Annotated in this window: 26 protein-coding genes, 2 tRNA genes and 2 pseudogenes; 11 read left to right on the top strand and 19 right to left on the bottom strand. The window is 73.9% G+C overall.

Annotated elements, in window-relative coordinates:
• Nucleotides 1-48: 48 nt before the first annotated feature.
• The gene (locus GCE86_RS20845; RefSeq protein WP_154228514.1) at nucleotides 49-1,644 is read right to left on the bottom strand and encodes an MDR family MFS transporter; all 1,596 of its coding nucleotides are present in this window, start codon (nucleotides 1,642-1,644) and stop codon (nucleotides 49-51) included.
• Nucleotides 1,645-1,757: 113 nt separating this feature from the next.
• On the opposite strand from GCE86_RS20845, the pseudogene GCE86_RS20850 reads away from it, so the two are divergent.
• A pseudogene (locus GCE86_RS20850) lies at nucleotides 1,758-2,393 on the top strand (TetR/AcrR family transcriptional regulator); the annotation flags it as partial.
• Here GCE86_RS20850 and GCE86_RS20855 read toward each other — a convergent pair.
• Entirely contained in the window at nucleotides 2,359-2,871 is a 513-nt protein-coding gene (locus tag GCE86_RS20855) for a GNAT family N-acetyltransferase (RefSeq protein ID WP_154228516.1), read from the bottom strand. The pseudogene GCE86_RS20850 and the gene GCE86_RS20855 sit on opposite strands and share 35 nt — an antisense overlap.
• Nucleotides 2,868-3,083 (bottom strand): biotin/lipoyl-binding carrier protein, encoded by a 216-nt coding sequence (locus GCE86_RS20860; protein ID WP_073834949.1) that lies wholly within the window; start codon nucleotides 3,081-3,083, stop codon nucleotides 2,868-2,870. Before GCE86_RS20860 ends, GCE86_RS20855 begins: the two co-directional genes overlap by 4 nt.
• A gap of 227 nt (nucleotides 3,084-3,310) precedes the next feature.
• Between GCE86_RS20860 and GCE86_RS32620 the strand changes: the two genes are divergently transcribed.
• Nucleotides 3,311-3,385, top strand: a complete 75-nt coding sequence (locus GCE86_RS32620; protein ID WP_369700219.1) for a 50S ribosomal protein bL37 — start codon at nucleotides 3,311-3,313, stop codon at nucleotides 3,383-3,385.
• A 102-nt stretch (nucleotides 3,386-3,487) separates the two neighbouring features.
• On the opposite strand, the gene rsrA is transcribed toward GCE86_RS32620, so the two are convergent.
• The 5 genes from rsrA to GCE86_RS20885 form a co-directional block, all read right to left on the bottom strand.
• Entirely contained in the window at nucleotides 3,488-3,775 is a 288-nt protein-coding gene (gene rsrA / locus GCE86_RS20865; protein ID WP_154228517.1) for a mycothiol system anti-sigma-R factor, read from the bottom strand.
• Nucleotides 3,776-3,777: 2 nt separating this feature from the next.
• Nucleotides 3,778-4,584, bottom strand: a complete 807-nt coding sequence (locus GCE86_RS20870) for a sigma-70 family RNA polymerase sigma factor (protein ID WP_154228518.1) — start codon at nucleotides 4,582-4,584, stop codon at nucleotides 3,778-3,780.
• A gap of 276 nt (nucleotides 4,585-4,860) precedes the next feature.
• A complete protein-coding gene (locus GCE86_RS20875) occupies nucleotides 4,861-5,478 on the bottom strand; it encodes an alpha/beta hydrolase family protein (RefSeq protein ID WP_154228519.1) in 618 nt (205 codons plus the stop codon).
• A gap of 103 nt (nucleotides 5,479-5,581) precedes the next feature.
• Nucleotides 5,582-5,974, bottom strand: a complete 393-nt coding sequence (locus GCE86_RS20880; protein WP_091262363.1) for a WhiB family transcriptional regulator — start codon at nucleotides 5,972-5,974, stop codon at nucleotides 5,582-5,584.
• 210 nt (nucleotides 5,975-6,184) lie between these two features.
• The gene (locus GCE86_RS20885; RefSeq protein WP_154228520.1) at nucleotides 6,185-6,892 is read right to left on the bottom strand and encodes an SOS response-associated peptidase; all 708 of its coding nucleotides are present in this window, start codon (nucleotides 6,890-6,892) and stop codon (nucleotides 6,185-6,187) included.
• A gap of 102 nt (nucleotides 6,893-6,994) precedes the next feature.
• Here GCE86_RS20885 and aroA point away from each other — a divergent pair, with 102 nt between their 5' ends.
• The 4 genes and pseudogenes from aroA (at nucleotide 6,995) to GCE86_RS20905 (ending at nucleotide 11,304) form a co-directional block, all read left to right on the top strand.
• The gene (aroA, locus tag GCE86_RS20890) at nucleotides 6,995-8,296 is read left to right on the top strand and encodes a 3-phosphoshikimate 1-carboxyvinyltransferase (RefSeq protein ID WP_154228521.1); all 1,302 of its coding nucleotides are present in this window, start codon (nucleotides 6,995-6,997) and stop codon (nucleotides 8,294-8,296) included.
• Between the two features lie 159 nt (nucleotides 8,297-8,455).
• Nucleotides 8,456-9,391, top strand: a complete 936-nt coding sequence (gene rsgA / locus GCE86_RS20895) for a ribosome small subunit-dependent GTPase A (protein ID WP_154230609.1) — start codon at nucleotides 8,456-8,458, stop codon at nucleotides 9,389-9,391.
• A gap of 60 nt (nucleotides 9,392-9,451) precedes the next feature.
• Nucleotides 9,452-10,270: a histidinol-phosphatase gene (gene hisN / locus GCE86_RS20900; protein ID WP_154228522.1), complete on the top strand. Its 819-nt coding sequence runs from the start codon at nucleotides 9,452-9,454 to the stop codon at nucleotides 10,268-10,270.
• 60 nt (nucleotides 10,271-10,330) lie between these two features.
• A pseudogene (locus GCE86_RS20905) lies at nucleotides 10,331-11,304 on the top strand (hypothetical protein).
• Here the strand turns inward: GCE86_RS20905 and GCE86_RS20910 are convergent.
• Nucleotides 11,199-12,452 (bottom strand): glycosyltransferase, encoded by a 1,254-nt coding sequence (locus GCE86_RS20910; RefSeq protein WP_154228523.1) that lies wholly within the window; start codon nucleotides 12,450-12,452, stop codon nucleotides 11,199-11,201. The pseudogene GCE86_RS20905 and the gene GCE86_RS20910 overlap by 106 nt on opposite strands.
• 236 nt (nucleotides 12,453-12,688) lie before the next feature.
• On the opposite strand from GCE86_RS20910, the gene GCE86_RS20915 reads away from it, so the two are divergent.
• From GCE86_RS20915 to GCE86_RS20925, 3 genes are all read left to right on the top strand, one after another.
• A complete protein-coding gene (locus GCE86_RS20915) occupies nucleotides 12,689-13,687 on the top strand; it encodes an SDR family oxidoreductase (RefSeq protein WP_154228524.1) in 999 nt (332 codons plus the stop codon).
• Between the two features lie 59 nt (nucleotides 13,688-13,746).
• A complete protein-coding gene (locus tag GCE86_RS20920) occupies nucleotides 13,747-14,475 on the top strand; it encodes an ATP-binding protein (RefSeq protein ID WP_239542853.1) in 729 nt (242 codons plus the stop codon).
• Between the two features lie 79 nt (nucleotides 14,476-14,554).
• Nucleotides 14,555-15,127 carry a DUF5709 domain-containing protein gene (locus GCE86_RS20925; RefSeq protein ID WP_154228526.1) on the top strand — a complete coding sequence of 191 codons (573 nt, stop codon included), beginning with the start codon at nucleotides 14,555-14,557 and terminating at the stop codon, nucleotides 15,125-15,127.
• Between the two features lie 3 nt (nucleotides 15,128-15,130).
• Here GCE86_RS20925 and GCE86_RS20930 read toward each other — a convergent pair whose 3' ends face one another.
• Nucleotides 15,131-15,763, bottom strand: coding sequence for a response regulator (locus GCE86_RS20930; protein ID WP_204342442.1), 633 nt, complete (start codon nucleotides 15,761-15,763; stop codon nucleotides 15,131-15,133).
• 11 nt (nucleotides 15,764-15,774) lie between these two features.
• Nucleotides 15,775-16,899, bottom strand: a complete 1,125-nt coding sequence (gene macS / locus GCE86_RS20935; protein WP_154228528.1) for a MacS family sensor histidine kinase — start codon at nucleotides 16,897-16,899, stop codon at nucleotides 15,775-15,777.
• A 115-nt stretch (nucleotides 16,900-17,014) separates the two neighbouring features.
• On the opposite strand from macS, the gene GCE86_RS20940 reads away from it, so the two are divergent.
• Nucleotides 17,015-17,470: an ATP-binding protein gene (locus GCE86_RS20940; protein WP_154228529.1), complete on the top strand. Its 456-nt coding sequence runs from the start codon at nucleotides 17,015-17,017 to the stop codon at nucleotides 17,468-17,470.
• A gap of 21 nt (nucleotides 17,471-17,491) precedes the next feature.
• Here GCE86_RS20940 and GCE86_RS20945 read toward each other — a convergent pair whose 3' ends face one another.
• Together GCE86_RS20945 and GCE86_RS20950 are read right to left on the bottom strand one after the other, a co-directional pair.
• Nucleotides 17,492-18,430, bottom strand: a complete 939-nt coding sequence (locus GCE86_RS20945; RefSeq protein ID WP_154228530.1) for a ribose-phosphate diphosphokinase — start codon at nucleotides 18,428-18,430, stop codon at nucleotides 17,492-17,494.
• A 54-nt stretch (nucleotides 18,431-18,484) separates the two neighbouring features.
• On the bottom strand, nucleotides 18,485-19,318 hold the full coding sequence (locus GCE86_RS20950) for a phosphoribosylaminoimidazolesuccinocarboxamide synthase (protein WP_154228531.1): 834 nt from the start codon (nucleotides 19,316-19,318) through the stop codon (nucleotides 18,485-18,487).
• A gap of 136 nt (nucleotides 19,319-19,454) precedes the next feature.
• Here GCE86_RS20950 and GCE86_RS20955 point away from each other — a divergent pair, with 136 nt between their 5' ends.
• Nucleotides 19,455-20,774, top strand: coding sequence for an ABC transporter substrate-binding protein (locus tag GCE86_RS20955; protein ID WP_154228532.1), 1,320 nt, complete (start codon nucleotides 19,455-19,457; stop codon nucleotides 20,772-20,774).
• Between the two features lie 48 nt (nucleotides 20,775-20,822).
• Here GCE86_RS20955 and GCE86_RS20960 read toward each other — a convergent pair whose 3' ends face one another.
• The 6 genes from GCE86_RS20960 to GCE86_RS20985 form a co-directional block, all read right to left on the bottom strand.
• On the bottom strand, nucleotides 20,823-21,071 hold the full coding sequence (locus GCE86_RS20960) for a hypothetical protein (protein WP_154228533.1): 249 nt from the start codon (nucleotides 21,069-21,071) through the stop codon (nucleotides 20,823-20,825).
• Between the two features lie 110 nt (nucleotides 21,072-21,181).
• Nucleotides 21,182-21,255, bottom strand: a tRNA-Met gene (locus tag GCE86_RS20965).
• A 125-nt stretch (nucleotides 21,256-21,380) separates the two neighbouring features.
• Nucleotides 21,381-21,454 (bottom strand) — tRNA-Met (locus GCE86_RS20970).
• A gap of 60 nt (nucleotides 21,455-21,514) precedes the next feature.
• Complete coding sequence (locus tag GCE86_RS20975; protein ID WP_154228534.1) at nucleotides 21,515-22,432, bottom strand: hypothetical protein; 918 nt, start codon at nucleotides 22,430-22,432, stop codon at nucleotides 21,515-21,517.
• The gene (locus GCE86_RS20980; protein WP_154230610.1) at nucleotides 22,422-22,931 is read right to left on the bottom strand and encodes a SigE family RNA polymerase sigma factor; all 510 of its coding nucleotides are present in this window, start codon (nucleotides 22,929-22,931) and stop codon (nucleotides 22,422-22,424) included. The genes GCE86_RS20975 and GCE86_RS20980 overlap by 11 nt, the downstream gene beginning before the upstream one ends.
• A 148-nt stretch (nucleotides 22,932-23,079) precedes the next feature.
• The gene (locus GCE86_RS20985) at nucleotides 23,080-26,076 is read right to left on the bottom strand and encodes a UPF0182 family membrane protein (RefSeq protein WP_208818031.1); all 2,997 of its coding nucleotides are present in this window, start codon (nucleotides 26,074-26,076) and stop codon (nucleotides 23,080-23,082) included.
• Between the last annotated feature and the right edge of the window lie 139 nt (nucleotides 26,077-26,215).

Below are 26,215 nucleotides of genomic sequence, written 5' to 3' on the forward strand. Positions count from 1 at the left end.
GCCACGCCGTACCCGGGGAGGGCTCGGCGTGGCCGCGGCGCGGACGGGTCAGGCGACGGGTGACCTGCCGAGAGCGGCCTCGGCCTGGTCCTCCGGGGTGGCGTCCGCCGGCGGGGCGTCGTTCGACGACCGCAGCGGGACCTCCTTGATGAACCAGGCGAGCACCGGGACCGCCACGGTGAAGAAGACCGCCCAGAAGAAGACGTGCGAGATGGCGTCGGAGAGCGCGCCGAGCACGATCTCCCGCGCCGGACCGGTGAGCTGCTTGAGCTTCTCCAGGTCCATGCCGCCGCCCTCGCCACCGCCACCGCCACCGGCCAGGGCCGGACCGGCCGCGGAGTCGGCGAGCCGGTTGGCGAAGATCGCGCCAAAGAGCGAGACGCCGAAGGAGCCGCCGATCGACCGGAAGAAGGTGGCCGCGCCGCTCGCCGCGCCCAGGTCCTTCTGCTCCACGCTGTTCTGCGCGATGAGCATCGAGGTCTGCATGAGGAAGCCCATGCCGACGCCGAGCACGATCATGTAGGCCGAGGACTCGATCTTGCTGGTCCCCAGGTCCAGGCGGCTGAGCAGGTACATGCCGAGGGTCATCGCCACGCCGCCGACGATCGGGAAGGCCCGGTAGCGCCCGGTCTTGGTGATGGCCCGGCCGACCACCAGCGAGACCACCAGCATGCCGAACATCAGCGGGAGCAGGAGCAGGCCGCTGTTGGTGGCCGAGGCGCCCTGCACGGTCTGCTGGTAGAGCGGCAGGAAGTTCATGGCGCCGAACATCGCGAAGCCGAGCAGGAAGCCGATCACCGAGATGAGGGCGAAGTTCCGGTTGGCGAACAGGCCCAGCGGCAGGATCGGCTCGGGGGCGCGCCGCTCGACGAGACCGAAGGCCACCAGGGCGACCAGGGCGAGCGCCGCGAGGCCGAGGATCTGCGGGGAGGCCCAGTCGTACTCGTTGCCGCCCCACGTGGTGACCAGCACGATCGCGGTGATGCCGACGGAGAGCAGCGCGGCGCCCAGCCAGTCGATCTTGTGCTCGGTGCGGTACTTCGGCAGGTGCATGGTGGTGGCGAGGACCAGCAGGGCCACGCCGCCGAGCGGCAGGTTGACGTAGAACGCCCAGCGCCAGGAGAGGTTGTCGGTGATGAAGCCGCCGACCAGCGGGCCGGCCACCATGGCGATGGCCATGATGCCGGCGATCATGCCCTGGTAGCGGCCCCGCTCGCGGGGCGGCACCAGGTCGCCGATGATCGCCATGACGCCGACCATGAGGCCGCCGGCGCCGAGGCCCTGGACGGCCCGGAACGCGATCAGCTCGATCATGCCGGTGTCGACCCCGCCGAAGAGGCCGGACCCGGACATGCCGCAGAGGGCGGAGCCGATCAGGAAGACGACCACCGCGGTCAGGAAGACCGTCTTGCGGCCGTAGAGGTCACCGAGCTTGCCCCAGATCGGGGTGGAGACCGTGGTGCCCAGCACGTACGCGGTGACCACCCAGGTGAAGTGGTCGGCCCCGCCGAACTCGAAGACGATCCGCGGCAGCGCGGTGCTGACGATCATGTTGTCGAGCATCGCGAGCATCATCGCGATCATCAGGCCGAAGAGGACGACCCGGACGTTGGGCCTTGTCGCCACCTGGGCTGGTTGACTCATGGGTAAGCTCCCCCGAAGATCTGTGACCAACTTACTTGCCGTCCGGCTAGCTACCTTACTAGCCGGACGGTAAGTTGGACACCAGAAACCGTCAAGCGAATTGGGGAACACGGGTGAGGGAGAGCACAGGCGGCACGCGGGAGCGGATTCAGGCCGTCGCGCTGGAGCTCTTCACCGAGCAGGGCTACGAGAAGACCTCGCTCCGGGAGATCGCCGAGCGGCTCGGCGTGACCAAGGCCGCCCTCTACTACCACTTCAAGAGCAAGGACGAGATCGTCAGCAGCTTCGTCGACGACCGGCTGCGCCGGATGGACGAGCTGATCGAGTGGGCCGGCACGCAGCCGGCCACGCTGGCGACCCGGCGCGCGCTGATCGGCCGCTACGCCGACGCGATGTTCGCCGGCGAGCTGCCGACGGTCATGCGGTTCTTCGAGCAGAACCAGACGGTGCTCAAGAGCCTGGCCGCCGGGCAGCAGATGCGCGACCGGATGATGCGGCTGGGGCACGAGCTGAGCCGGGGCGACGACTCCCCCGCCGCCCAGCTGCGCGCCGTGCTGACCCTGTTCGCCGTGCACAGCAGCTGGTTCGCGGTCCGCACGCCGGGCATCACCGACGACGAGCGCAAGAAGATCGCCCTCGAGGTGGCCGACGAGCTGCTCGCCCGGATCGCCGACGAGTCCTGACCGGCTCGGCGGGCGGCGGGACCGCCCGCGGTCAGGCGGGGCGGGTCAGGTCCAGGCGCAGGCCGAGCAGCTCCACGCCGGGCACCGGGGTCCAGTCCTTCTCCGGCGCCCGCACGAAGCCGAACCGCCCGTAGAGCCGCTGCGCCACCGCGGCCATCCCGCTGCGTACGCAGATCACGACGGCCGAGCAGCCCAGCTCGGCGGCGCGCGCCACGCACGCCCCCACCAGGGCCGCGCCCGCGCCCCGGCCCTGCGCGGCCGGGTCGACCGCGAGCATCCGGAACTCGGCCTCGCCCGGGCCGGCGAGTTCGGCGTACGGGGTGCCGGGCAGCACGAACGTCACGGCGCCCGCCACCTCGCCGGTGACCTCGTCGACGGCCACCAGCACCTCACCGCTCTCCGCGCGGGTGGCCACGTCGGCGAGCACCGGCGCGTAACCGGTCTCGCCCTTGAGCTGCCCGTCGGCCTCGTACGCGGCGACCGTCAGGCGCGCCACCGCCGGGAAGTCGGCCGGCTCCGCCCGGCGGACGCGCAGCCCGGTCAACCGATCACCGCGATCAGGTCGCCGTCCTGCACGACGTCACCCTCGTTGACCGCGATCTGCTGCACCACGCCGTCGGACTCGGCGACCACCGGGATCTCCATCTTCATCGACTCCAGGATCACCAGCGTGTCCCCTTCGGACACGGTGTCCCCGGCCGACGCGACGACCTTCCAGACGTTCGCCACCATCTCGGCGCGGATCTCCTCGGCCATCTCCGGGCCCTCCCTCTCGACCGGTCTTCCTGCGAACGGTATCCAATCATGAGCCCGCTCACGCCCCGGCACAGCGCGCCCGGCACGCCGGTTCCGCCCCCACCGGTCCCCCGGCACCGGCGTCGGCACTAGCATCAGCCCGGTCGGCTCCCGGCGCCCGGGAACCGCACGCGACCTCCGCCGCGCTCGCCCGCGGCCGGACCGTGACCAGCACAAGGAGGCAGAGCATGGCGAAGAAGGCCCGCAAGAAGAAGGCCCGGAAGAAGAGCGGCGCCAACCACGGCAAGCGCCCCAACTCCTGATCCCCGGATCGGAGCGGCGCCGGCCCCCGGGGCCGGACACACCGGTGGCCCGGGTCCACACGGACCCGGGCCACCGGTGTCTTCAGCTCGTGCCCGCAGCCGTCAGTCGGCCAGCTCGCGGGACTCGGTGGTCTCGAAGACCACCAGCTCGCTCAGGCGGACCCGCAGCCGCTCGCGCAGCTGCTCCGGCGCGGTCTCGTTGCCGCAGCAGCGGGCGACCAGCGCCTTCACCTCCTGCTCGATGCCGTACTCGTGCAGGCAGGGCCCGCACTCCTCCAGGTGCTCCCGGATGAGGACGCGGCGCTCCTCACCACACTCCAGATCCAGGTAGAGGTAGACCTCCGCGAGCACCTCGCGGCAATCCGTCTCGTGCGGCTTCCCACAGCTCACGGTCACACCTCCCGGCCGGCGGCGGCGGTCGAGCCCTTCGACGGCGCGGCGGTGAAGCCCCGCTCCGCCGCGTACTGCTCGAGCAGCTTGCGCAGATTACGACGGCCGCGGTGCAGCCGCGACATCACGGTGCCGATCGGCGTGCCCATCACGTCGGCGACCTCCTTGTAGGAGAAGCCCTCGACGTCGGTCAGGTAGACCGCCAGGCGGAACTCCTCCGGCAACTGCTGGAGGGCCTCCTTGACGTCGCTGTCCGGCAGCCGGTCCAGTGCCTCGGTCTCCGCCGAGCGCAGCCCGCTGGACGTGTGCGACTCGGCCTCGGCGAGCTGCCAGTCGGTGATCTCGTCCGTGGGCGCCTGGACGGGCTGGCGCTGCCGCTTCCGGTAGGAGTTGATGTAGGTGTTGGTCAGGATCCGGTACAGCCAGGCCTTCAGGTTGGTGCCCTGCTCGAACTGGTGGAAGGCCGCGTACGCCTTCAGGTAGGTCTCCTGGACCAGATCCTCGGCATCGGCCGGGTTGCGGGTCATCCGCAGCCCGGCAGCGTAGAGCTGGTCGACGAAGGGCATCGCGTCCCGCTCGAAGCGGGCCCTGCGCTCGTCCGTCTTCTCGGTCGTCAACCGCACGTCCCCTCGCGTCGGATGCTTTCCCGCCGAGGATACGCGTACCCACCTGTCGGCAGATTCACTTCCGGACTGTGTGCTGGTGCTCACGGCCGACGCCGTCGCGGGCCAGTCCGGCGCGTCGAGCAGCCCCTTGAGCCGCCGCGCGTCCCGTTCGTCCCGCTCCCGGCTCCGTGTCTCGGTCGGCACCGGTCACCCCCCTCGGCTGGAAATGTCATCCGGGGGTAGTAACGCCCGCTGCCGGGCCGGACATTCCGTCGCCGCCCACCCGTTCCTGGTCCCCGCCTCGGCCGCGACCGCTGCTGGGACCAGGAAGGGCCTGGGAGGGTGGCCCCGGACGCCCGAACCGGTGCGCCCGACACCACCCGTAGCAACGACCCGCCGCCACGGACGGTCACGCCGGCCCCGCGCGGCCACCGCGTGTCGCCCGGCGCGGGTCGCCCGGCGCGGGTCGCCCGGCGCGGGTCAGGCCGGGAGCCAGCCGCGGGCCCGGAGCCAGTCGCGGACGGCCCCCGCCGTGGCCGCCGGGTCGCCGCGCAGGTCGTGCCGCTCGCCGGGACGGGTCACGACCTCGACGCCGGGGCTCGGCTCGGGCACCCCGAACGGGTCCCGGTCGCCGTTGACGACCAGCGTGGGCAGGCCGGTGCGCAGTTCGTCGGCCCGCGAGCGCTCCGGCCGCCCCGGCGGGTGCAGCGGGAACGCCAGCGCCACGATGCCGGTCGCGCCGACCGCCCGCGCCGTGCGGCAGGCGACCCGGGCTCCGCTGGACCGGCCGCCGACCACCCAGCGGGCCGCCTCCGGATGGTGGGTGCGCAGGTCGGCCAGCACCGCCGTCCACGCCTCGTCGAGGTGTCCGGCGGGGGCGGGAGCGCGCCGGCCGGCGACCCGGTAGGGCTGGGTCACCCGGATCACGCCCGCGCCCGCGGCGACCAGCGCGTCCCGGACCGCCACGAGGTCCGGAGCGTCCACGTCGCCGCCGGCCCCGTGACCGAGCACGAGCACGGTGGCGCCGCCGGCCGCCGGCAGGTCGGTGTGGACCCGGGCCGGCCCGCGGGGTGTCCCGATCTCGTCGCTGTGCCGCACCGGCCCATTCTGCGCGCGGGGCCGCTCACGGCGGCCGTCAGGTGGGAAAACGCGATCACCCGCGTTTCCTTCGAGGGAAACGCGGGCGACGGCGGAACGGCTGTCAGCGCGCCGGCACCAGCGTGAGCAGGCGGTCACGAACCGGCGGGCCGGCCTCGTCGAGCGCGTCCGGATCCGGCTGCACCTCGCCACGCCAGGCGACCAGCATGGCCCGCCGCTCGCGCGGTGTGGTGCCGCCCCAGACGCCGTGGCAGTCGCCCACCTCCAGGGCCCAGGCGAGGCAGGACCCCTGGACGTCGCAACTGCGGCAGAGCGCCACGGCCGCGTCGGCCGGCTCGTTGGGCGCCGGAAAGAACGTCTCCGGATCCACGCTCTGGCAGGTTCCTCTGGTCCGCCACGCCTCGTCGTGACGCCGCTCGCGCAGAGCCCGCAGCAGTCGCGGATCTCGCCGCGCGGCGGCCACCTCGTGCGGGCGGGGCATGCGTGCCCGTGTCAATACACCCACCTCCCCCGTGGGACCGGCAATGATCATGAAGGATCGATGGGTGTCATCCGCCCCGTGCGAACAGACGCCCAACACCGGCGCTGTGTTCTATCGCACTTGCGGAGGCGGGGACAAGGGCCTCCGGTAAACATGGCTAAACGGCCGGGCGACGTTTCAGGCGCAACCCCGGCAAATCAGCACACGACAATGTGCTGAGTGTGATCAGAACAGCGTCATTTCCGTGTCGGCCTCCGCACGTGCCAGCGGGATCCGGGCGGTCAGCTCCGGGCCGTCGTTGCGGACGTCGCCGACCGCCGGCGAGACCGGGCGGATCTCCAGCCCGGCGAGCCACGCCGGGGCGGGCGGCGCGAGCAGCGCGTCGGGCTCGGTCGCGGGGCCGAGCCAGGACGCCCAGCGCTCCCGGGGCAGCAGCAGCGGCATGCGGTCGTGCACCTCGGCCAGCTCGCCGACCGCCGCGGTGGTCAGCACGCTGAAGGTGAGCCGGGCCTCGCCGGCCGGTTCCCAGAGCGACCAGATGCCGGCGAAGGCCAGCACCGAGCCGTCGCGCGGGGTCATGAAGTAGGGCTGCCGCCGGCCGTCGGCCTGCCGCACCCACTCGTACCAGCCGTCGGCCGGAACCAGGCAGCGCCGGCGGGCGAACGACGGCGCGTACGCCCGGCTGGTGGCGACGGTCTCCACCCGCGCGTTGATCATCCGCGCGGCGGCCCCGGCGGTGCGGGACCAGTGCGGCACCAGCCCCCAGCGGCCGACGGAGAGCAGCCGGTGCCCCTCCGGAGCCAGCCGCACCAGCGGCACGGGATCGGTCGGGGCCACGTTGAAGTCGGGGCCGACGCCGCCGGTCTCGTCGGACGACTCGAACAGCGCGCTCAGGTCACCCGCGCTCCGCGCCGTCGCGTACCTCCCGCACATGGCGCCAACGCTAACCCGCCGTCCGCGTTCCGGCTGTCCCGCCAACCGGGAGCAGGCACGACGGCCGGTTCCCCCGGCCTGCGGAGTTGGCAGAATGTAAGCGTGGGGAATCTGACCGCGACGCGTCCGCCGCAGCCGTGGACCGCGCCGACCGCGAGCGACCCGGTCGCCGCGACGCTGCGCCTGCCCGGCTCCAAGTCGATGACCGCCCGGGCCCTGGTGCTCGGCGCGCTGGCCAGCGGCCCGTCGACGCTCGACCGGCCGCTGCGCGCCCGCGACACCGAGCTGATGGCCGGCGGCCTGCGTGAGCTGGGCGCGCACATGTCGATCTCCGACGACGACCGCTGGCTGGTCCGGCCGCACCCGCTGGTCGGCCCGGCACACGTCGACGTCGGCCTGGCCGGCACCGTCATGCGGTTCCTGCCGCCGGTGGCCGGGCTGGCCGAGGGCCGGGTGACCTTCGACGGCGACCCGCACGCCCGGACCCGGCCGCTCGGCCCGCTGATCGGCGCGCTGCGCTCCCTCGGCGTCCGCGTCGACGCCCCGCCCACCGGCAGCCTGCCGCTGGCCGTCCTCGGCGCCGGCCGGGTCGCCGGCGGCGAGGTCGTCATCGACGCCTCCGCCTCGAGCCAGCTCGTCTCCGGGCTGCTGCTGGCCGCGCCCCGCTTCGACCGCGGCGTGGTGGTCCGGCACGAGGGGCCGCCGGTGCCGTCCGCGCCGCACCTGCGGATGACCGTGCAGATGCTGCGTGCCGCTGGCGCGGCGGTCGACGACACCACGCCCGACGTCTGGGCGGTCGAGCCCGGGCCGCTGACCGGGCGCGGCTGGGAGATCGAGCCGGACCTGTCCGGAGCGGCGCCGTTCTTCGCCGCCGCCCTGGTCACCGGCGGCGAGGTGACCCTCCAGGGCTGGCCGCGCAGCAGCCTCCAGCCGGTCGAGCAGCTGCGCGAGCTGCTGCACCGGATGGGCGGCGACGTGACGCTGGGCACCGCCGGGCTGACCGTCCGGGGCACCGGCACGGTCCGCGGGCTGGACGCCGACCTGTCCGACGTCGGCGAGCTGACCCCGGTGCTGACCGCGCTGGCCATGCTCGCCGACTCCCCGTCCCGGCTCACCGGCGTGGGGCACATCCGGGGGCACGAGACCGACCGGGTCGCCGCCCTGGCCAAGGAGTTCACGGCGCTGGGCGCCGACCTCACCGAGACCACCGACGGGCTGGAGATCCGGCCCCGACCGCTGCGCGGCGGGATCTTCCGCACCTACGACGACCACCGGATGGCGCACGCCGCGGCGGTGGCCGGGCTGGCCGTCCCCGGCATCGAGGTCGACGATGTCTCGTGCACCTCGAAGACCATGCCGGAGTTCCCGGCACTATGGTCGGGGATGGTGACCGGCAAGAGCTGACGGGGGGACGTCCTGGCGACGAAGCGGCGCGAGTACGACGAGGACGACGTCCGGGTACGACCCGGCAAGTCGTCACGCCCGCGCACGCGCACCCGGCCCCGGCACGAGGACGCCGTGGACGGGTTCGTGATCGCCGTCGACCGGGGGCGCTACACCTGCGTGCTCCCCGACGCCGGGCCGGCCGATGCGACGGTCACCGCCATGCGGGCCCGCGAGCTGGGCCGCAAGTCGGTGGTGGTGGGCGACCGGGTGAGCCTGGTCGGCGACACGTCGGGCGCCCCCGGCGCGCTGGCCCGGATCGTCCGGATCGCCGAGCGCCGCTCGGTGCTGCGGCGCACCGCCGAGGACGACGCCACCACCGCCGAGGGGCGCCTCGAGCGGGTGGTCGTGGCGAACGCCGACCAGCTCGTGATCGTCAGCGCGCTCGCCGACCCGCCGCCGCGCACCGGGTTCATCGACCGCTGCCTGGTGGCCGCGTACGACGCCGACATCGAGCCGCTGCTCTGCCTCACCAAGGCCGACCTGGCCGGCCCGGAGGCGGTGCTCGGCTACTACACCGAGCTGGAGCTGCCGTACGTGCTGATCCGGCCGGACTCGGACCTGGCCGCCCTGCGCGCGCTGCTCGCCGGCCGGGTCTCGGTCCTGGTGGGGCACTCCGGCGTGGGCAAGTCGACGCTCGTCAACCGCCTCGTCCCGGAGGCCGACCGGGCGGTCGGCACGGTCAGCGCGATCGGCCGGGGCCGCCACACCTCGACCAGCGCCGTGGCGCTCCGGCTGCCCCCGCCGGCCGACAGCGACGGGGATCCGGGCTGGATCATCGACACCCCGGGGGTCCGCAGCTTCGGGCTGGCGCACGTCTCCGCGGAGAGCCTGCTGCACGGCTTCCCGGACCTGGTGGAGGCGACGGTCGACTGCCCGGCCAACTGCCAGCACACCGCCGACGAGGCGGACTGCGCGCTGGACGCCTGGGTGGCCGGCGGCAAGGCCGACCCGCGGCGGCTGGCCTCGTACCGCCGGCTGCTGGCCTCCCGCAGCGGCGAGGGCGACCCGCGCGAGCCGGAGCGGAACCCGGGCGACCCCCTCGCCGGTTCCTGACCGGCGGAACCCGGGCCACCCGCCGGTCGGGCCGGCGCGGGCGTCGCTAGCGTGTCCGGCATGACCGGGTACGCCGACGACCTCGCCCTCGCCCACCGGCTCGCCGACGCCGCCGACGCCGTCGCCACGGCCCGGTTCCGCGCCCTCGACCTGCGGGTCGAGTCGAAGCCCGACCTGACCCCGGTCTCCGACGCGGACACCGCCGTGGAACGGGAGATCCGCGCCCTGCTGGCCGCCCACCGCCCCGGCGACGGCCTGCTCGGCGAGGAGTACGGCGAGCAGCCCGCCACCGGCCCCGACGGGCGGCGCTGGATCGTCGACCCGATCGACGGCACCAAGAACTTCGTCCGGGGCGTACCCGTGTGGGCCACCCTCATCGCGTTGCTGGAGGGTGACCGGCCGGTGCTCGGCCTGGTGTCCGCCCCGGCGCTTGGCCGGCGCTGGTGGGCGGCCCGCGGCGCGGGCGCCTTCGCGGGGCCCGACGCGGCCTCCGGCACGCCGATCCGGGTCTCCGGGGTGACCACCCTGGCCGACGCCAGCTTCTGCTACTCGTCGCTGACCGGCTGGGAGGAGGCCGGCCGGCTGGACGCCGTGCTCCAGATCATGCGGGACGCCTGGCGCAGCCGGGCCTACGGCGACTTCTACGGCTACATGCTGCTGGCCGAGGGCGCACTGGACGTGATGGTCGAGCCGGAGCTGTCGCTCTGGGACATCGCCGCGCTGGTCCCGATCGTCACCGAAGCCGGCGGCACGGTCACCGACCTGGCCGGGCGGCCGGCCCTGGCCGGGGCCGGTGCGGGCGACCTCAGCGCCGTCGCCAGCAACGGCGCGCTGCACGACGACATCCTGGCCCGGCTCGGGCGGCCAGCCGAGCGCTGACCCACCGGTAACCTCTATCCTCGCCAGGTGGTGTCCTCCGGTTGGTGCTTCCTGGCGGCGATGATCGTCGCGTACGGCTTCGCCAATCTCCTCCAGTCGGTGGCCGCGGCGCGGACCACCGTCCACCACACCTTCGATCCCGGGCTGCTGCTCCGGCTGGCCGGTCACCGCACCTACCTGGTCGGGCTCTCCTGCCAGGTCGTCGGCTTCGTGCTGGCCTTCCTGGCCCGCCGGGACCTGCCGCTGTTCCTGGTCCAGGCCAGCGTGGCCGCCGGGCTGGGCGTGACCGCCGTGCTCGGCGTGCTGGTGCTCAAGTGGCGCCTACCGGCCGCCGAGGTGGCGCTGCTGGTGCTCCTGTTCGGCGGGATCATCGCGCTGGTGCTGTCCGCCGAGCCGGCGCCGTCCCGGCAGCTCGGCACCGCCGGCCTGGTCGGCCTGGCGGTGGCGCTCGGGGTGATCGCCGTGCTCGGCTTCTTCGCCGCCCGGCTGCACGGCGCGCCCGGGTCGGTCGCGCTGGGCTCGCTGGCCGGGATGGCGTTCTCCGCCGCCGCGGTGGCCGCCCGGCCGCTCGCCTCGGCCGACTCGGCGGAGGCGTTCGTCCGCGACCCGCTGCTCTACCTGCTGATCGCCCACTCGGTGGTCGGCCAGCTCCTGCTCGGCCTGGCCATGCAGCGCGGCTCCACGACCGCCGCCGTGGCCGCCATGGACGCCGCCGGGGCGGTGCCCGCGGCCGTCATCGGCCTCCTGCTGCTCAACGACAAGATCTGGCCGGGGCGGGAGTGGCTGGCCGGGGTCGGCTTCCTGGCCACGCTGATCGCGGTGGTCGGCCTGACCCGGTACGCCGAGCCGCAGCACCACCACGCGGTGGCCCGCAACCGGGAGCCGGCCATGATCGGCGCCGGCTCGGCCGTCCGGGCCCGGCGCTGAGTCAGGCCGCCTCGACGGGGCCGCGCTGCTCGGCGGCCACCTCGACGGGGCGCGTGACCTCGACGGCCGGCTCGGCCGGCTTCCGCCGCCCGATGACCCGCTCGTAGAGCCGCTCCAGCGCGCCCGCCGTGCGTTCCCAGGTGTAGCTGCACCGCACCCGGTCCACGGCGGCGTGCCCGTACGCGAACCGCCCCGCGTTGTCGGCCAGGATCCGGCGCAGGGTGACCCCGAGGGTGCGGACGTCCCCGGGCGGCACCAGCTTGCCCGTCACCTCGTCGACCACCGCGTCGGCGATGCCGCCCATGGCGTAGCCGACCACCGGGACGCCGCAGGCCATCGCCTCCAGCGACACCCGGCCGGCGGACGAGTAGTGCGGGGTGCAGGCGACCACGTCGGCGGAGCGGTACCAGGTGGCCATCTGGTCGTGCGGGACCGCGCCGACCAGCTTCACCTGCTCGCCCACCCCGGTCCGCTCGGCCAGCTCACGGAGCCGGCGCGCCTCGGCGTGGTCGGCCAGCTGCTCGGCCGGCGGCCCACCGGCGATCACCAGCTCGGCGTCGCCGACCAGCCGCATGGCCCGGATGAGGTCCTCCTGACCGTGCCCGGCCGCGAGCCCGCCGACGGAGAGGATGCGGGCCCGCTGGTCGCGGGGGGCCGCCTCGCCGTCGGGGTGGAACTGCGTGGTGTCCACCCCGGTCGGCACCATGGCCACCGAGGTGCGCTGGAGTCCCATCCGGGTCAGCTCGTCGACCTCGTCGTTGCACTGGGCGACCGCGATGTCCACGGCCCGGGTCAGCGCCCGCTCCAGCGGGATCCGCTCCCCCGGCCCGTCGTACCGCCGGCCGAGGTGACGCAGCTGCTCGACGCCGAGGGAGTGGAAGGTCTGCACGACCGGGATGTCGGTCTCGCGGACGGCGTGGGCGGCCGCGAGCCCGCCGACCCAGTAGTGCCCGTGCACCACCTCGGGGGCCCAGTCACCCGACCACTGCTGCGCCAGCCAGCGGCCGAACTCGGTGACGAACGGCACCAGCTCGGCGGTGGGCAGCGGGGCGGGCGGGCCGACGGGCACCCGCTCCAGGTGGTAGCCGTCCACGTCGACGGACTCCTGGCCCCGCGCGTCGCGGCGCTCGTACACCCGGACATCGTGGCCCCGTGCGGCGAGCTCGGCCGCCACCCGCGCGATGTGCTGGTGCGTGCCGACGGTGGGACCGTCGACGGACGGGCCGGCGTGCGCACACACAAGGCCGACGCGCATGGTGCACCTCCATGCGTTCTCGCGAGCGGTGGGTCCTCCGGTCAGAGGGTCCCATTAACCAGACCCCGGTGCGCCGAAACCTGGCAGATCGGGAGCCGACCCGGCGGACCGTCGCACGAATGGGACAACGCGGCCCGGTCGGGTTGGTGTCACTCTGCCCCGGCCGGGCGCCCGGCAACCGTGATCCGGGCGACTCAGTCGGCATGACCCGGCCGGACCGGGGGTACCGGCGGAGAATGCCTCTCACCCGCAGCCTCGACGACGCCACGATCGTGATCACCGGCGCCTCCAGCGGGATCGGCGCGGCAACCGCGTACGCGCTGGCCCGGCGGGGTGCCGACGTCGTGCTGGCCGCCCGGACCGAGGAGGCGCTGCGCCGGGTCGCCGACCGCTGCCGGGAGCTGGGCGGGCGGGCCCTCGTGGTGCCGACCGACGTGACCGACCCGGAGGCGGTGGAGCGGCTCGCGGCACGGGCGGCGGCCGAGTTCGGCCGGATCGACGGGTGGGTCAACAACGCCGCGGTGGGCACCGTCGGTCTCTTCGACGAGATCCCGGTGTCCGAGTTCCGCCGGGTGGTCGAGGTGAACCTGCTCGGCACCGTCTACGGCAGCAAGGCCGCGCTGCCCTGGCTCGACGCGGCCGGCGGCGGGGTGCTGGTCAACAACGCCTCGGTGCTGGCCGAGGTCGCCATGCCGTACCAGTCGGCGTACAACGCCACGAAGCACGCCATCCGGGGGCTGGCCGACACGGTCCGGCAGGAGCTGCGGGTCACCGGCCGGGGCCACATCTCGCTCTGCACGGTGCTGCCCGCCAGCATCGACACGCCGTTCTTCCGGCACGCCGCCAACCACACGGGCCGGGAGCTGACCCCACCACCACCGGTCTACCCGCCGGACCTGGTGGCCGAGACGATCGTCCGGCTGCTGCGCCGCCCGCGCCGCGAGGCGTACGCCGGGGGCGCGGCCCGGCTCCTGGGGCTCCAGTGGCGGCTCGCCCCGGCGCTGGCCGAGCGGGCGCTGGGCTGGTACACGGCGCGCACCCAGTTCGGCCCGGGCGTACGCCTGGATGCCGCCGGCAACGTCTTCCACGCCGACGCGGCGGCCGAGCGGACCGACGGCTGGCAGGGCCGGCGCGGGCAGTTGCTCCGCCTGACGGCGGCGTTCGGGCTCGCGGCGGCCGGCACCGCCGTCGGCACGATGGCGGCGATGAGCCGGCGTTCCCGGACGGACCGCTGATGAGTCCCGCCGACCGGACTGATGCGCGCTGGGGTGCGGGCATGCACAATGGGACGATCATGCCGACGGACGTGCACTGCCTCGTGGAGACGGACGAGTCCTCCGCGGTCATCCGGCTGACCGGTGTGCTGGACCGGGCCGGCTTCGACGCCGTCCGGGGCGCGCTGCTCGCCCGGCTCTGGCAGCGGCCCGGCGCGGCGATCGTGGACCTGTCCCGGGTGCGGATCGACGACCCGGCGGCCCAGGACGTCCTCGACGAGGTGCACCGGGTGGCGCTGGACTGGCCGGCCGCCGGCCTGCTGGTGTTCGACCCGGCCGGCCCGCCGAACTTGGGTACACCCGTGCACCGGTCCCTCGACGCGGCGCACGCCGCCCTGCGTGACGCGCCGCTCGCCGCGGTGCTCACGGCCGACCTGCCCCCGGTGGTGGCGGCGGCCCGGGAGGCCCGGGCGCTGGTCGCCGACGGCTGCGCCCGGTGGGGCGTGCCGGAGTTGGCCGAGCCGGCCTCCATCGCGGTCACCGAGATGGTCAACAACGTGGTCGCGCACGCCGGAACGCCCATGACGGTCCGGGTGGCGCCCCGGGACAGCACCCTGCACCTGGCCGTCCGCGACCACTCCGGCCGGCGGCCGGCGTACGCGGGGCTGGCCCCGGTCACCTCCACGGGCGGGCGCGGCCTCCTGCTCATCGACACGGTGGCCCGGCGCTGGGGCAGCACGCCGCTGCCGGACGGCAAGGTGGTCTGGTGCGTGCTGCACGCCGAGGACGAGACCCTGCTCCGGAACTGAGGCCCTTTTCGCCCCGTTCCTCCCGATCCACCCCGCCCGCTGCGGTTAATCGGGCGAGCGCAGTGGGTAGTTCCCGGTCATGCGCGACAACGAGTACCCCACCCCCGTGTCCGACCCCGAGGCGGAGGGCCTGCCGGACACCGCCGACGACGACTCCAGCGCCAACGACGACGTGCTGACCGGACGCGAGGCGGACGGGCCGGAGCCGGCCCCGCTGCCCGCCGACCGCACCCCGGTGGCCGTGGACCGCTTCGGCACCACCGCCGAGGAGCAGCTCGACGGTGAGTCACTCGACTACAAGCTCCAGCGCGAGCAGTACGAGCGGCCCGCCGACGACCCGCTGGCCGGTCCGGTGGACCCGGACATCGCCGCCGAGGCGGACAGCGAGGAGGCCGCCGCGCAGGCCCAGCTCGACGCCGACGTGATCGACCCGGGCCCGACCTCCGACCCGCACTCCCCGGTCTCCGTCTACGACCACGGCCAGCTCGGCACGGTCGCCGACCACCAGGTGGGGCGGCTGGTCGAACCGGACGAGGGCGCGCACACCGACCAGGAGACCGACAACGTCGCCTACGACGCCGGCGCGGCCGGGGGCGGGGCCACCGCGGAGGAGCTGGCCATCCACGAGACCCAGCCGCCCGCGGCGAGCTGACCCTCAGCCGTCCAGGCCCCGCTCGATCGCGTACCGGGTCAGCTCGACCCGGTTGTGCAGCTGGAGCTTGCCGAGCGTGTTCTGCACGTGGTTCTGCACCGTCCGGTGCGACAGCCCGAGCCGCTCGGCGATCTGCTTGTACGACAGGCCCTTCGCCACCAGACGCAGCACCTCGGTCTCCCGCTCGGTGAGCCGGGGTGCCTCGTCGTGCGGGGCGGCCGGTGCGGCGGCCAGCCGCCGGAACTCGCCCAGCACCAGCCCGGCCAGCCCCGGGGTGAAGACCGGCTCGCCGGCCGCCGTGCGGCGCACCGCGTCCAGGAACTCGGCGGGCCCGGCCGACTTCAACAGGTAGCCGGTGGCGCCGGCCTTGACCGCGTCCAGCACGCTCTGCGGCTCGCCGCTGGCCGAGAGCATCAGCACCCGCACCTCGGGCAGCGCGGCGCGCAGCCCCTGGATCACCTCGACGCCGGAGACGTCCGGCAGTTGCAGGTCGAGCACGACCACGTCGGGGCGGGCCGCCGCGGCCACCCGGACCGCCTGGCGCCCCTCCCCGCTGGTCGCCACCACGAGGTGGCCCGCCTCGGTGAGGTCGCGGGCCACGCCCTCGCGCCACATCGGGTGGTCGTCGACCACCATCACCCGGATGCTCACCGGCCACCCCGCGGCACGGTCAGCTCGATCTCGGTGCCGGCGCCCGGCACGGAGACGATCCGCACCTCGCCGCCCAGGTCGGCCACCCGGCCCCGGATCGACTGCGCCACGCCGAGCCGGCCCTGCGCGGCGGCCTCGGCCAGCCGCCCGTCCGGGATCCCCGGCCCCTCGTCACGTACCGAGACGGTCACCGTCTCCCCCTCGTCCTCGATCAGCACCCAGGCCCGCCCGCCGGCGTGCCGGGCCACGTTGTCCAGGGCCGCACCGGCCGCGGCGGCCAGCTCGGCGGCCACCCGGGCGGGCAGCGGCACCGGGGTGGCCGGCGCGGCCACCTGCACGGCCGCCGAGGCGTACCGGTCGAGCAGGTCGCGCAGGTCCCGCTCGCCGCCCGTGCCGTCCGGCGCGTCACCCGCCCGGCCGATCAGCGCGCGCAACGCGGCCTCCTGCTCGCCGGCCAGCCGGGCCAGCTCGGCGGCCTCGCCGTCCAGGTCCGCCCCGCGCCGCCGCACCAGGGCCAGCACCTGGAGAACCGAGTCGTGGATGTCCCGGGCCAGCCGCTCCCGCTCCCGGGTCGCCGCCTCCAGCTCCACCGCCCGCTGCAACCGCGCCTCGGCCTCGACGGCGAGCCGGGCCACGTGCCCCACCACCACACCGGCCAGCAGCATGAGGATCACCCCGGTGAGCGACGACTGGCTGATCCGCTCCCGGGTCGCCAGGTCGGCGCCGCCGAGCACCAGCGCCGCCACCGCGCCGCGCCGCCGCCCGCCGGAGACCGCCCAGGCCAGCACCGGCCCGGCCAGCCAGGCGACGGCCAGGGTGGGCACGCCGGCGGCCAGCGCCGCGCGGCCGACCACCCACGGCGTGGCCAGCAGGATCGCCAGCACCACGCCGAGGTCGGCCAGGAGCAGGGGCCAGCGCCGGCCGGAAGGCCGGGCGTAGCCCGCCGTGGCCGCCCCCGACCAGGCCAGCATCCCCAGGAGTACGCCGCCCGCGGCGACCGGGTGCGCGTAGCGGTGGGCGTCCCGGAACACCAGCACGGCCACGTACGCCAGCGAGGCGAAGCGGAACACCGCGATCGACCGCCAGAGCGGGACCTCCAGGCCACCCGGGGACGACGGCATGCCGGACACCCTGCCACAGCCGCGCACCGGCGGGCCGTGAGGTGCGGCGCGGGAAACCCTGACGTACGGTGGAAATGCCGCGAAAATCACCGAGCTCCAAAGCCGGGACGGGTCCATGACGAACGCAGAACCCCCCTCACCGCGTACGGTTGTGCCCATCGAACCTTCCCTCCTCATCGCCGCGGCCTTCACCCAGGCCCAGGTGACCGAGCTACGGCACTCGGTCACCTCGTGCGCGCACGCGGCGGGGTTGATCGGGCAACGGCTGGACGACTTCGTGCTGGCGGTCAACGAGCTGATCACCAACGCCGTCCGGCACGGCGGCGGTCAGGGGCGGTTGCGGCTGTGGCGCGGCCCCGGCGACCTGGTCTGCGAGGTCGCCGACCACGGTCACGGGATCAGCGTGCAGCGGCTCAACGACCAGGCCCGGCCCGCACCCGACACCGCCGGCGGCTGGGGCCTCTGGCTGGCCCGGGAACTGAGCGACACCATGGCGGTGGAGACCGGCGAGGCCGGCACGATCGTCCGGATCACCACGGCCCTGGCCACCCGGACCGGCGCCGACGACTGACCGGCGGGCCGTGCCCCCACCTCAGCCGAAGAGGGCGCTCACCGACTCGCCGTTGTGGATCCGCCGCATCGCCTCGGCCAGGGCCGGCGCCACCGAGAGCACCTCCAGCTTCGGCACCCGCTTCTCCTCCGGGATCGGCACCGTGTTGGTGCAGACGATCTCCAGCACCCCGTCCTGCTCGCTGAGCCGCTTCAGCGCACCGCTGGAGAACAGGCCGTGGGTGCAGGCCAGGCGGATCGAGCGGACCTGCCGCTCGCGCAGGTGGCTCATCAGCTCGATGACCGTGCTGCCCTTGGCGATCTCGTCGTCCAGCACGATGACGTCCCGGTCGGCGACGTCGCCGATGATCGTGCTGATCTGCACCCGGTCGTCGCTGTACCGCTGCTTCGCGCCGGCCGCCACCGGGGTGCCGAGCATCCGGGCGAACGCCGCCGCCTCCTTGGCGTTGCCCAGGTCGGGCGAGACCACGACGGTGTTGCTCAGGTCCCGGCCCTTGAAGTGGGCGGCCAGCTCACGCAGGGCGTGCAGGTGGTCCACGGGCACGCTGAAGAAGCCGTGCACCTGCGGCGAGTGCAGGGTCATGGCCAGCACCCGGTGGGCGCCGGCCGAGGTGAGCAGGTCGGCCACCAGCCGGCCACCGATGGAGATGCGCGGCGCGTCCTTCTTGTCCGACCGCGCGTACGCGTAGTGCGGCAGGACCACCGTGATCCGGCCGGCGGACGCGCCGCGGGCGGCGTCGATCATGAGCAGCAGCTCGACCAGGTGCTCCTGCACCGGCGGCACCAGCGGCTGGATGAGGAAGACGTCGCGCTCCCGGCAGTTCGCCTGCAACTGCACCTCGAGGCAGTCGTTGGCGAACCGGGACACCCGCACGGGGTGCAGCGGAACATCGAGGTGGGCACAGATCTCGGCGGCGAGGTCAGGGTGGGCGGTCCCGCTGAACACGGCAATGTCACGCACGTCTGCCGATCGTACGGGTGGACCGGCGCGCGGCGGTGGACGCTCCCGCGTGCCTCAGCCCCAGCGGTTGCCGGTCAGCTTCTCGTAGACCTCGACGTAGCGGGCCCGGGTCGCCTCGACCACCTCGGCGGGCACCTCGGGGGCCGGCGGCTGCCGGTCCCAGCCGCTGCCGGTGGCCCAGTCCCGCACGTACTGCTTGTCGAAGGAGAACTGGGCGCGACCCGGCTGGTAGGACTCGGCCGGCCAGAACCGGGACGAGTCGGAGGTGAGCAGCTCGTCGGCGAGGACCAGGGTGCCGTCCGGCGCCCAGCCCAGCTCGATCTTGGTGTCGGCGATCAGGATGCCCCGGTCGGCGGCGATCTCGGCACCCCGCCGGTAGACGTCGAGGGTGATCTGCCGCAGCCGCTCCGCGGTCTCCGCGCCCACCTTGTCGACCACCTCGGCGTACGTGATCGGCTCGTCGTGCTCGCCCTTGGGCGCCTTGGTCGACGGGGTGAAGATCGGCTGGGGCAGGATCGACGCCTCCACGAGGCCCCGGGGCAGCTCGACGCCGGAGACGGCGCCGGTGCGCCGGTACTCGGCGAAGCCACCACCGGTGAGGTAGCCCCGGGCGACGCACTCGACCGGGACCATGTCCAGCCGCCGGCAGCGGATCGCCCGGCCGGCGAACTCCGCCGGCACGTCGGTGGCCGAGATGACGTGGTTCGGCACCAGGTCGGCCAGCTGCTCGAACCACCACAGCGACAGCGCGGTGAGCAGGCGGCCCTTGTCCGGGATCGGGGTCGGCAGCGGCACGTCGTAGATGGAGACGCGATCGGAGGCGACCAGGATCAGGTCGTCACCGTCGGCGTAGACGTCCCTGACCTTGCCCGAGTGCAGAAGTTCCACGGCGCCTAGTACACCATGGGCCGCCGGGCCGCCCGGTGCGGCCACCGGCCCTCCCGCCGGCGGCGTTGACACCCCCGCCCGGCGCCTGTGTAAATGGTCCGTCCGCAGCAGCCGCCCGCACCCCGGGAGAAAATCCGTGCGCGCACCGCAGTCCGTACCCGCCCCCGGCGTCGACCGGCGGCGGCTGCTCGGCGCGCTGGCCGGGCTGCCGCTGCTCGCCGGCGGGCTGGCCGGCTGCGGCCCGGAGGAGGAGACCCCGGTCGAGGACGGCCCCATCGAGCTGTCCGTGTTCTGGTTCGGCGGGGCCCGCCGGGCCGAGGCCACCGAGAAGGCGTTGCGGCTCTACTCCCAGCAGAACCCCCAGGTGAGCTTCCGGGTCACCTGGCAGGGCCTGGCCGGTTACTACGACCGGCTGGCCACCCAGGCCACCGGGGGCAACGTGCCGGACCTCTTCCAGATCGACGACACCGTGCTCACCGAGTACGCCCACCGGCAGATCGTCCTCGACCTCACCGCCGACGTCGCGGACAACCGGCTCGACCTGCGCGGCCTGCCCGAGCACCTGGCCCGGTACGGCCGGGTGGACGAGCGGACCGTGGCCGTGCCCGCCGCGCAGACCAGCGCCGCGCTGGTCTACAACCGCGACCTGCTGCGCCGGCTGCGGCAGCCCGAGCCGCACACGGGCATGTCGTGGCGGGAGTACGCCCGGTGGGCCGGCCGGGTCACCCGCGCCTCCGGCAACCGGGTGGCCGGCACCATGGACCCGTCGGGCGACTACCGGGCGCTGTGGTTGTGGCTGCGCGGCCAGGGCAGCGAGCTGTACCAGGGGCGGCAGCTCGGCTTCAGCTCCGGCGAACTCCTCGACTGGTTCGAGTTCTGGGAGGTCGCCCGGTCGGACCGGGCCACCCCCGGCGCCGCGCTCGTGGAGCAGGCGGACAGCGGCGAGCTGGCCCGCCAGCTCGTGGTCACCGGGCACACGGCCGCGTCGTTCGCCTGGTCGCACCAGCTGCCGGAGCTGCAACGGCTCATCGACGACGAGCTGGGCCTGACCGCCTTCCCGGGCACCCCGGCGGCGCAGTGGCCGCGGGCCTCGATGTACTGGGCCGCCTTCCGCGGCAGCCGCCACCCGGGCGTGGTGGTCGACGTGATCAACTTCCTGACCACCAACGTGGCGGCGGGCCGGCTCCTCGGCATCGAGCGCGGTGTGAACGCGGCCGTGCCGGTCCGCACGTTCGTGGTCGACGGCGTCACCGACCGCGCCGAGAAGCGGGTGGTGGCACTCGGCGCCGAGCTGGCCGAGCTGGCCGGGCCGGCGCCCGCGCCGCCGCCGAAGGGGCACGCCAGGGTGCGTACCCTGCTCATCGAGGCGGCCGAGAGCATCCGCGGCAAGCGCGTGGGCGCCCGGACGGCGACCTCGCGGTTCATGGCGCAGGCGACCGCCGCACTGGCCGAATGAGGGCCGCCCGCCGCGCCCCGGAGAGCACGGCGGGCGGACCGGTTCCCGTCAGCGCGGCGGACCGCCACGCCGGCGCCGCATGAGGCGCAGCACCAGCAGCACGATCACGACGACCACCACCAGGCAGCAGAGCAGCCCGAGGAAGCCACCGCCGCCCCGGGACCGCCGCCGGGCGGCCTCCACCACGACCTCACCCGTGCCCGTGGAGGCCCAGGCCGCGACCGGCACGAACACCGAGAGCACGACCGCACCGAGGACCGCGCTGAGGCGGCCCCACCATCTGTTCCAACCAGACATGCCCCTCATCCTTGCCGAGAAGCGCAAGCGGGGCACGACGGACGGGCCGGTTCACCTGGCCCGGAGACGGCGAAAGGCCCCGGAGTTTCCTCCGGGGCCTTTCGCGACAGTAGCGGGGACAGGATTTGAACCTGCGACCTCTGGGTTATGAGCCCAGCGAGCTACCGAGCTGCTCCACCCCGCGTCGGCTCGTACAGCCTATCGCATGTCCGCCGTGGAGATCAGCCGGGTTCCCCGATCCCGGCGGGCCGGGTCCGCGGCGGGCATGACGAAGGGCCCCGGAGTTTCCTCCGGGGCCCTTCGTGGCAGTAGCGGGGACAGGATTTGAACCTGCGACCTCTGGGTTATGAGCCCAGCGAGCTACCGAGCTGCTCCACCCCGCGTCGGCTCACCAACCGTAGCGTACGGGGCCCCGGACCCGCAAAACGGGCCCGGGACCGCACTCACCGCAACCAGTCGCGGACCGCCTGCACGGCGCGCCGGCTGTCGCTGTCGAGCTGGGACCGCGGCGTCGACGTCCCCTCCCAGCCCAGTTCCCAGAGCACCGTCACCACGTTCCCGATCCGCACCGCGCGGACCAGCCGGACGACCTCCTTCACGGTCGGGGCACCCTCGTAGTCGGTGGCCGGCCGGCGCACCTCGAACAGCACCGACTCGTCGCCGTATCCGGCGTCCGGGAGCAGCCGCTGGGTCGACGTCAGTTCCTCGCCGGCGTCCGAGCCGGTCCGGGTCGGGCAGTCCCGGACGGCCCGCCGCAGCTCGGCCAGCGCGTCGTCGGCCCGCCCCGGCCGGTAGACGGTGATGGTGTGCCGGTAGCTCCCGTCCGGGACGTACCCCTCCGGGGTGGCGGCCAGCTTGAACGCCAGGCTGCGGGCGCGGCGGGTGACGATCCCCGACTCGCCGGGCGTGGCGCCGCAGAGCGGCGGCAGCACCCGTCCCGAGTCGAACGTGCTGCCGGTGCCGGCGTCGTTGGCGGCGGCCAGGGTGAAGAAAGCCCGGTCCGGGATGGTCCGCGGGCCGGCATCCGGCGGCCGGGCGCTCGTCTTCGCCGGCGCCTCCGGGGTACGCCCGGAGGGCGCCGGAGGGGTGCGGCTCGGCGGCGGCGCGGGCGTCGTCGGCGACGGCGACGGGCCGTCGGTGGTGGTGGCCGGGGCCGGTGCCGTGTCCGGCCCGGCGGCGAGCACCAGGCGCGTGCCGGCCGCGGTGCCGGCGACCAGGACGGCGACGGTCAACGCCCCGAGCGCGGCCCGTCGCCGGGCCCGGCGGTCGGCGCGCCGGCGCACGTGGTCCGGGGCCGGGAGCACCCGCTCGTCGGTGTCCCGGGCGAGCGCCCGGTAGAGGCGGTCCACCTCACGCGACATCGTTCACCTCCAGCTCCTCGTCGGCCACACCGGGCAGCAGCTCGGCCAGCCGGGCCCGGCCGCGGGACAGCCAGGACTTCACGGTGCCGGTGGGGACCGCGGCCTCCCGGGCGATCTCCTCCACCGACAGGTCGAACAGGTAGTGCAGGGCGAGCGCCTGCCGCTGCCGGGCCGGCAGCTGCCGCAACGCCCCGACCAGCAGCACGGTGTCCTCGCCCGGCGGCCCGACGTCCGCGGGCGGGCCCGTGCGGCTGGCCGCGAGCCGCCAGCCGCGCAGCCGTCGCCAGCGGTCCGTGGCCAGCCGGCTGACGACGAGCCGCAGCCAGGCCTCCGGGGCCGGATGGGCGGCCAGCCTCCCCCACTGCCGCCAGGCCCGGGCGTACGCCTCCTGGACGAGATCCTGGGCCTCGGCGGGGTCGCCGGCCACCGCGTAGCCGTAGCGGAGCAACCGCCCCGACGTGCTGCGGTAGAAGTCGTCGAAGCTGTTCACGTCGCGCATCTGGACACCCGCCTCCCTCACGCCACCTGCTCTCATGACGGTGGACGCGGACAGCGGGTTGCGGGTGTTCCGTCGGCAATGCGACAGGAGCCCGTGGCCCGCGACCACAAGGGGTCACGGACCACGGGCTCCCGTGGTCGGCTCGGCGTCAGCCGTTCGGTGTCGGCGAGGCTGAGGGTGAGGCCGGCGGCGACGCCGGAGGGCTGCCGCTGGGGGCCGGGCCGGGCGCCGGGTTGGCCGCCGCCTGCGCCTGCTGGAACGCGGTCATGGCGTCGTCGAGCGCCTTCAGCGCCCGCCCGTACCGCTCGAAGTCGCCGGACGCCTGCGCGGCCTTGACCTCACCGATCGCGCTCTGCACCTTGTCGGCCGCCTCGGCCAGCTCGCCGGTGAGCACCGGCGGTGCGGTGCCGCCGGTCGTCGGCGGGTTCTCGCCGGTGCTCGGCGGCGGGCTGCCGCCAGGTGCCCGTTTGCCCTGCTCGACGAGCTGTTTGATGCCGTCGCTCAGGTTGTTCGCCAGCACCACGTACGAGCCGCCGTCGCCGTACGACAGCAGCACCCTCTGCAACTGCGGGAAGGCGTTCTGGGAGTTGCTCTTCACGTAGACGGGTTCGACGTAGAGCATCCCGTCGCCGAACGGCAGCGAGAGCAGGTTGCCGTACTGCACCTGGGACTGCCCGGAGGAGAGCAGGTTGAGCTGCTGCCGGATGTCACCGTTGTTGGTCATCTGCTGGTGCACCTGGACCGGCCCGGAGATCCGCGTCTGGTCCGGCAACTCCAGCACCTCCAGATGGGGCCGCCCGTCCACGTACGAGCCGGAGATCAGCGCCGCCAGGTTCTCCCGGCGGTTCGGGGTGACCGCAGAGGTGAGCTGGAAGCGCGGCCCGTCCTGCCCGGGGAACTGGGTGAAGAGGTAGTAGGGCGGCTGCTTCGACCCGCCGTCCGGGGCGTCCGGCACGTTCGGGACCTGCCAGAAGTCCTGACCGGAGTAGAAGTCGCCGGGGTCGGTGACGTGGAACCGGGCGAGCAGGTTGCGCTGCACCTTGAACAGGTCGGCCGGGTAGCGGAAGTGCTCGGCCAGCTCCGGCGGGATGTCGCCCTTGGGCAGCACCAGGTCACCGCCGAAGGCCTTGTTCCACGCCTTGAGCACCGGATCGGCGTCGTCGAACGCGTAGAGCTTGACCGTGCCGTCGTACGCGTCGACGGTCGCCTTCACCGAGTTGCGGATGTAGTTGACGTTCTCCCGGGCCAGCTGGAAGGTGCCCCGCCCGGTCAGCTCGTCGGCCGTCTCGGCCTGGAGGTTCACCCGCTCCGCGTACGGGTAGGTCGCCGCCGTGGTGTAGCCGTCGATGATCCAGATGACCCGGCCGTTCACCACCGCCGGGTACGGGTCGCCGTCCAGGGTGAGGAACGGCGCCACCTTCTCCACGCGGTCCCGCGGGTTACGCACGTAGAGCAGCTTGGAGTTGTCGTTGACCGCCTCGGAGAGCAGGAAGTTCGACTCCTGCTCCTTGATCGCGTACAGCAGGCGGCGGGGGAACGAGCCGATCTCGACGCCACCCTCGCCGGTGTACGTGTAGTACTGCTCGCCACCGGTGGAGGTCGGCTTGTCGAACTCGACGTCGCGGTCCCCGGTCTGCCCGACGATCGCGTAGTCGTCGGCCTCCATCCGCTCGCCGTAGTAGATCCGCGGCTGCTGGGCCGGAATCTGCTCGGTCGGCGAGGTGCACCCCTGCACCTCCTCCTTGGTGGCGCCACCGAGGAAGCCGGAGACGAAGTACGGCGTGCCGTTGCCGCAGATCCGGTTGGCCGGGGCGGCGACCAGGCCGTACCCGTGGGTGTAGACGGTGTGCCGGTTGATCCAGTTGCTCTGCTGGTCGGTCAGCTCGCCGTAGTTGATCTCACGGACGCCGACCACGTAGTCGGAGGTCTTGCCGCTCACCGCGTACCGGTCGATGTCGAGCTTCGGGCCGAAGTCGTAGAAGCCGCGGACCTGCTGGAGCTGCGTGTACGTCTCCGACACCAGCTGCGGGTCGAGCAGCCGGACGTTCTGCACCACCGAGGTGTCGGTGGCCAGGCTGGCCGGCGGGACGAGGTTGTTCGCCGCGTACCCGGTGCTCTTGGTGTCGGTCAGCCCGAACGCGGCCCTCGTCGCCTTGATGCTGCGCTCGATGTACGGCGCCTCCTTGTCGCGGGCGCTCGGCTTGACCTCGAAGGTCTGCACGGCCCACGGGTAGATGCCGCCGATCGCCACGGCCGACACGCCGAGCAGGGCGAGCGCGATGCCGGGCCAGACCAGGTTCCGCATCCACGCGTTGGAGAACACGATGATCGCGACGGCCACCACCACGGCGATCCAGGCGAGGATCTCCTTCGCCGGGAGCAGCGCGTTGATGTCGGCGTAGCCGGCGCCGTAGAGCTTGGCGCCCTCGTTGTACTCCAGCAGCATGGCCCGCTGGTCCAGCACGTACGCGATTGCCTTGAGCAGCACGAACACCGCGACCAGCGAGCTCAGGTGGGCCCGGGCCGCGTTGGTCATCCGGTCCCCGACGCCCTGCAGCCGCACCCCGCCGTAGATGTAGTGCACGGCCAGCGCCCCGAGCAGGGCGAGCACCACGGCGGTGAAGCCGACGCCGAGCAGGTAGCGCCAGAACGGCAGCTGGAAGACGTAGAAGCCGATGTCGACGCCGAACTCCGGGTCCTTCACACCGAAGCTGCCGCCGTTGCGGAACAGCAGCCACTGGCTCCACCGGCCCTGTGCGGAGAGACCGGCGAAGAGCCCGATGACCGCGGAGGCCAGGGCGATCCACGCGCCGAGCCGGGGGCTCAGCAGCATCCGGTAGCGCTCCAGGGTGGCCTGTTCGGCGGAATGCGGGCGCAGCTGCGGCCGCAGCCGGTAGGCCAGCCAGAGGTTGCCGGCGAGGATCACCCCCATGCCGAGCCCGATGACCAGGAACAGCAGCAGCCGGGTGGCGAGCACACCGGTGAAGACCTGCGTGTAGCGGACCTCGTCGAACCAGAGCCAGTCGGTCCACGCGTTGACACCCCACCCGAGCAGGGTGAAGAGCACGAACACCCCGATCAGGACCCCGATGGTGACGCGTCCGCGCCGGCTCATCCTCGGCAGGGGGCTGCTACGCATGACCACTGTTGGCTCCGCACGCTCGATGTGATCGGCTCCGACCAGGCACCCAGAGTACGGGGTGTTCCTGAACGCGTCGGGTCAAGGTCACGTCACGATCGTCCGGTGGCCCGGCAGGTCGGGCCCGGCGGCGGTCCGGCGGCGG

Source organism: Micromonospora terminaliae (assembly GCF_009671205.1).
In the GTDB taxonomy this organism is placed as follows: domain Bacteria; phylum Actinomycetota; class Actinomycetes; order Mycobacteriales; family Micromonosporaceae; genus Micromonospora; species Micromonospora terminaliae.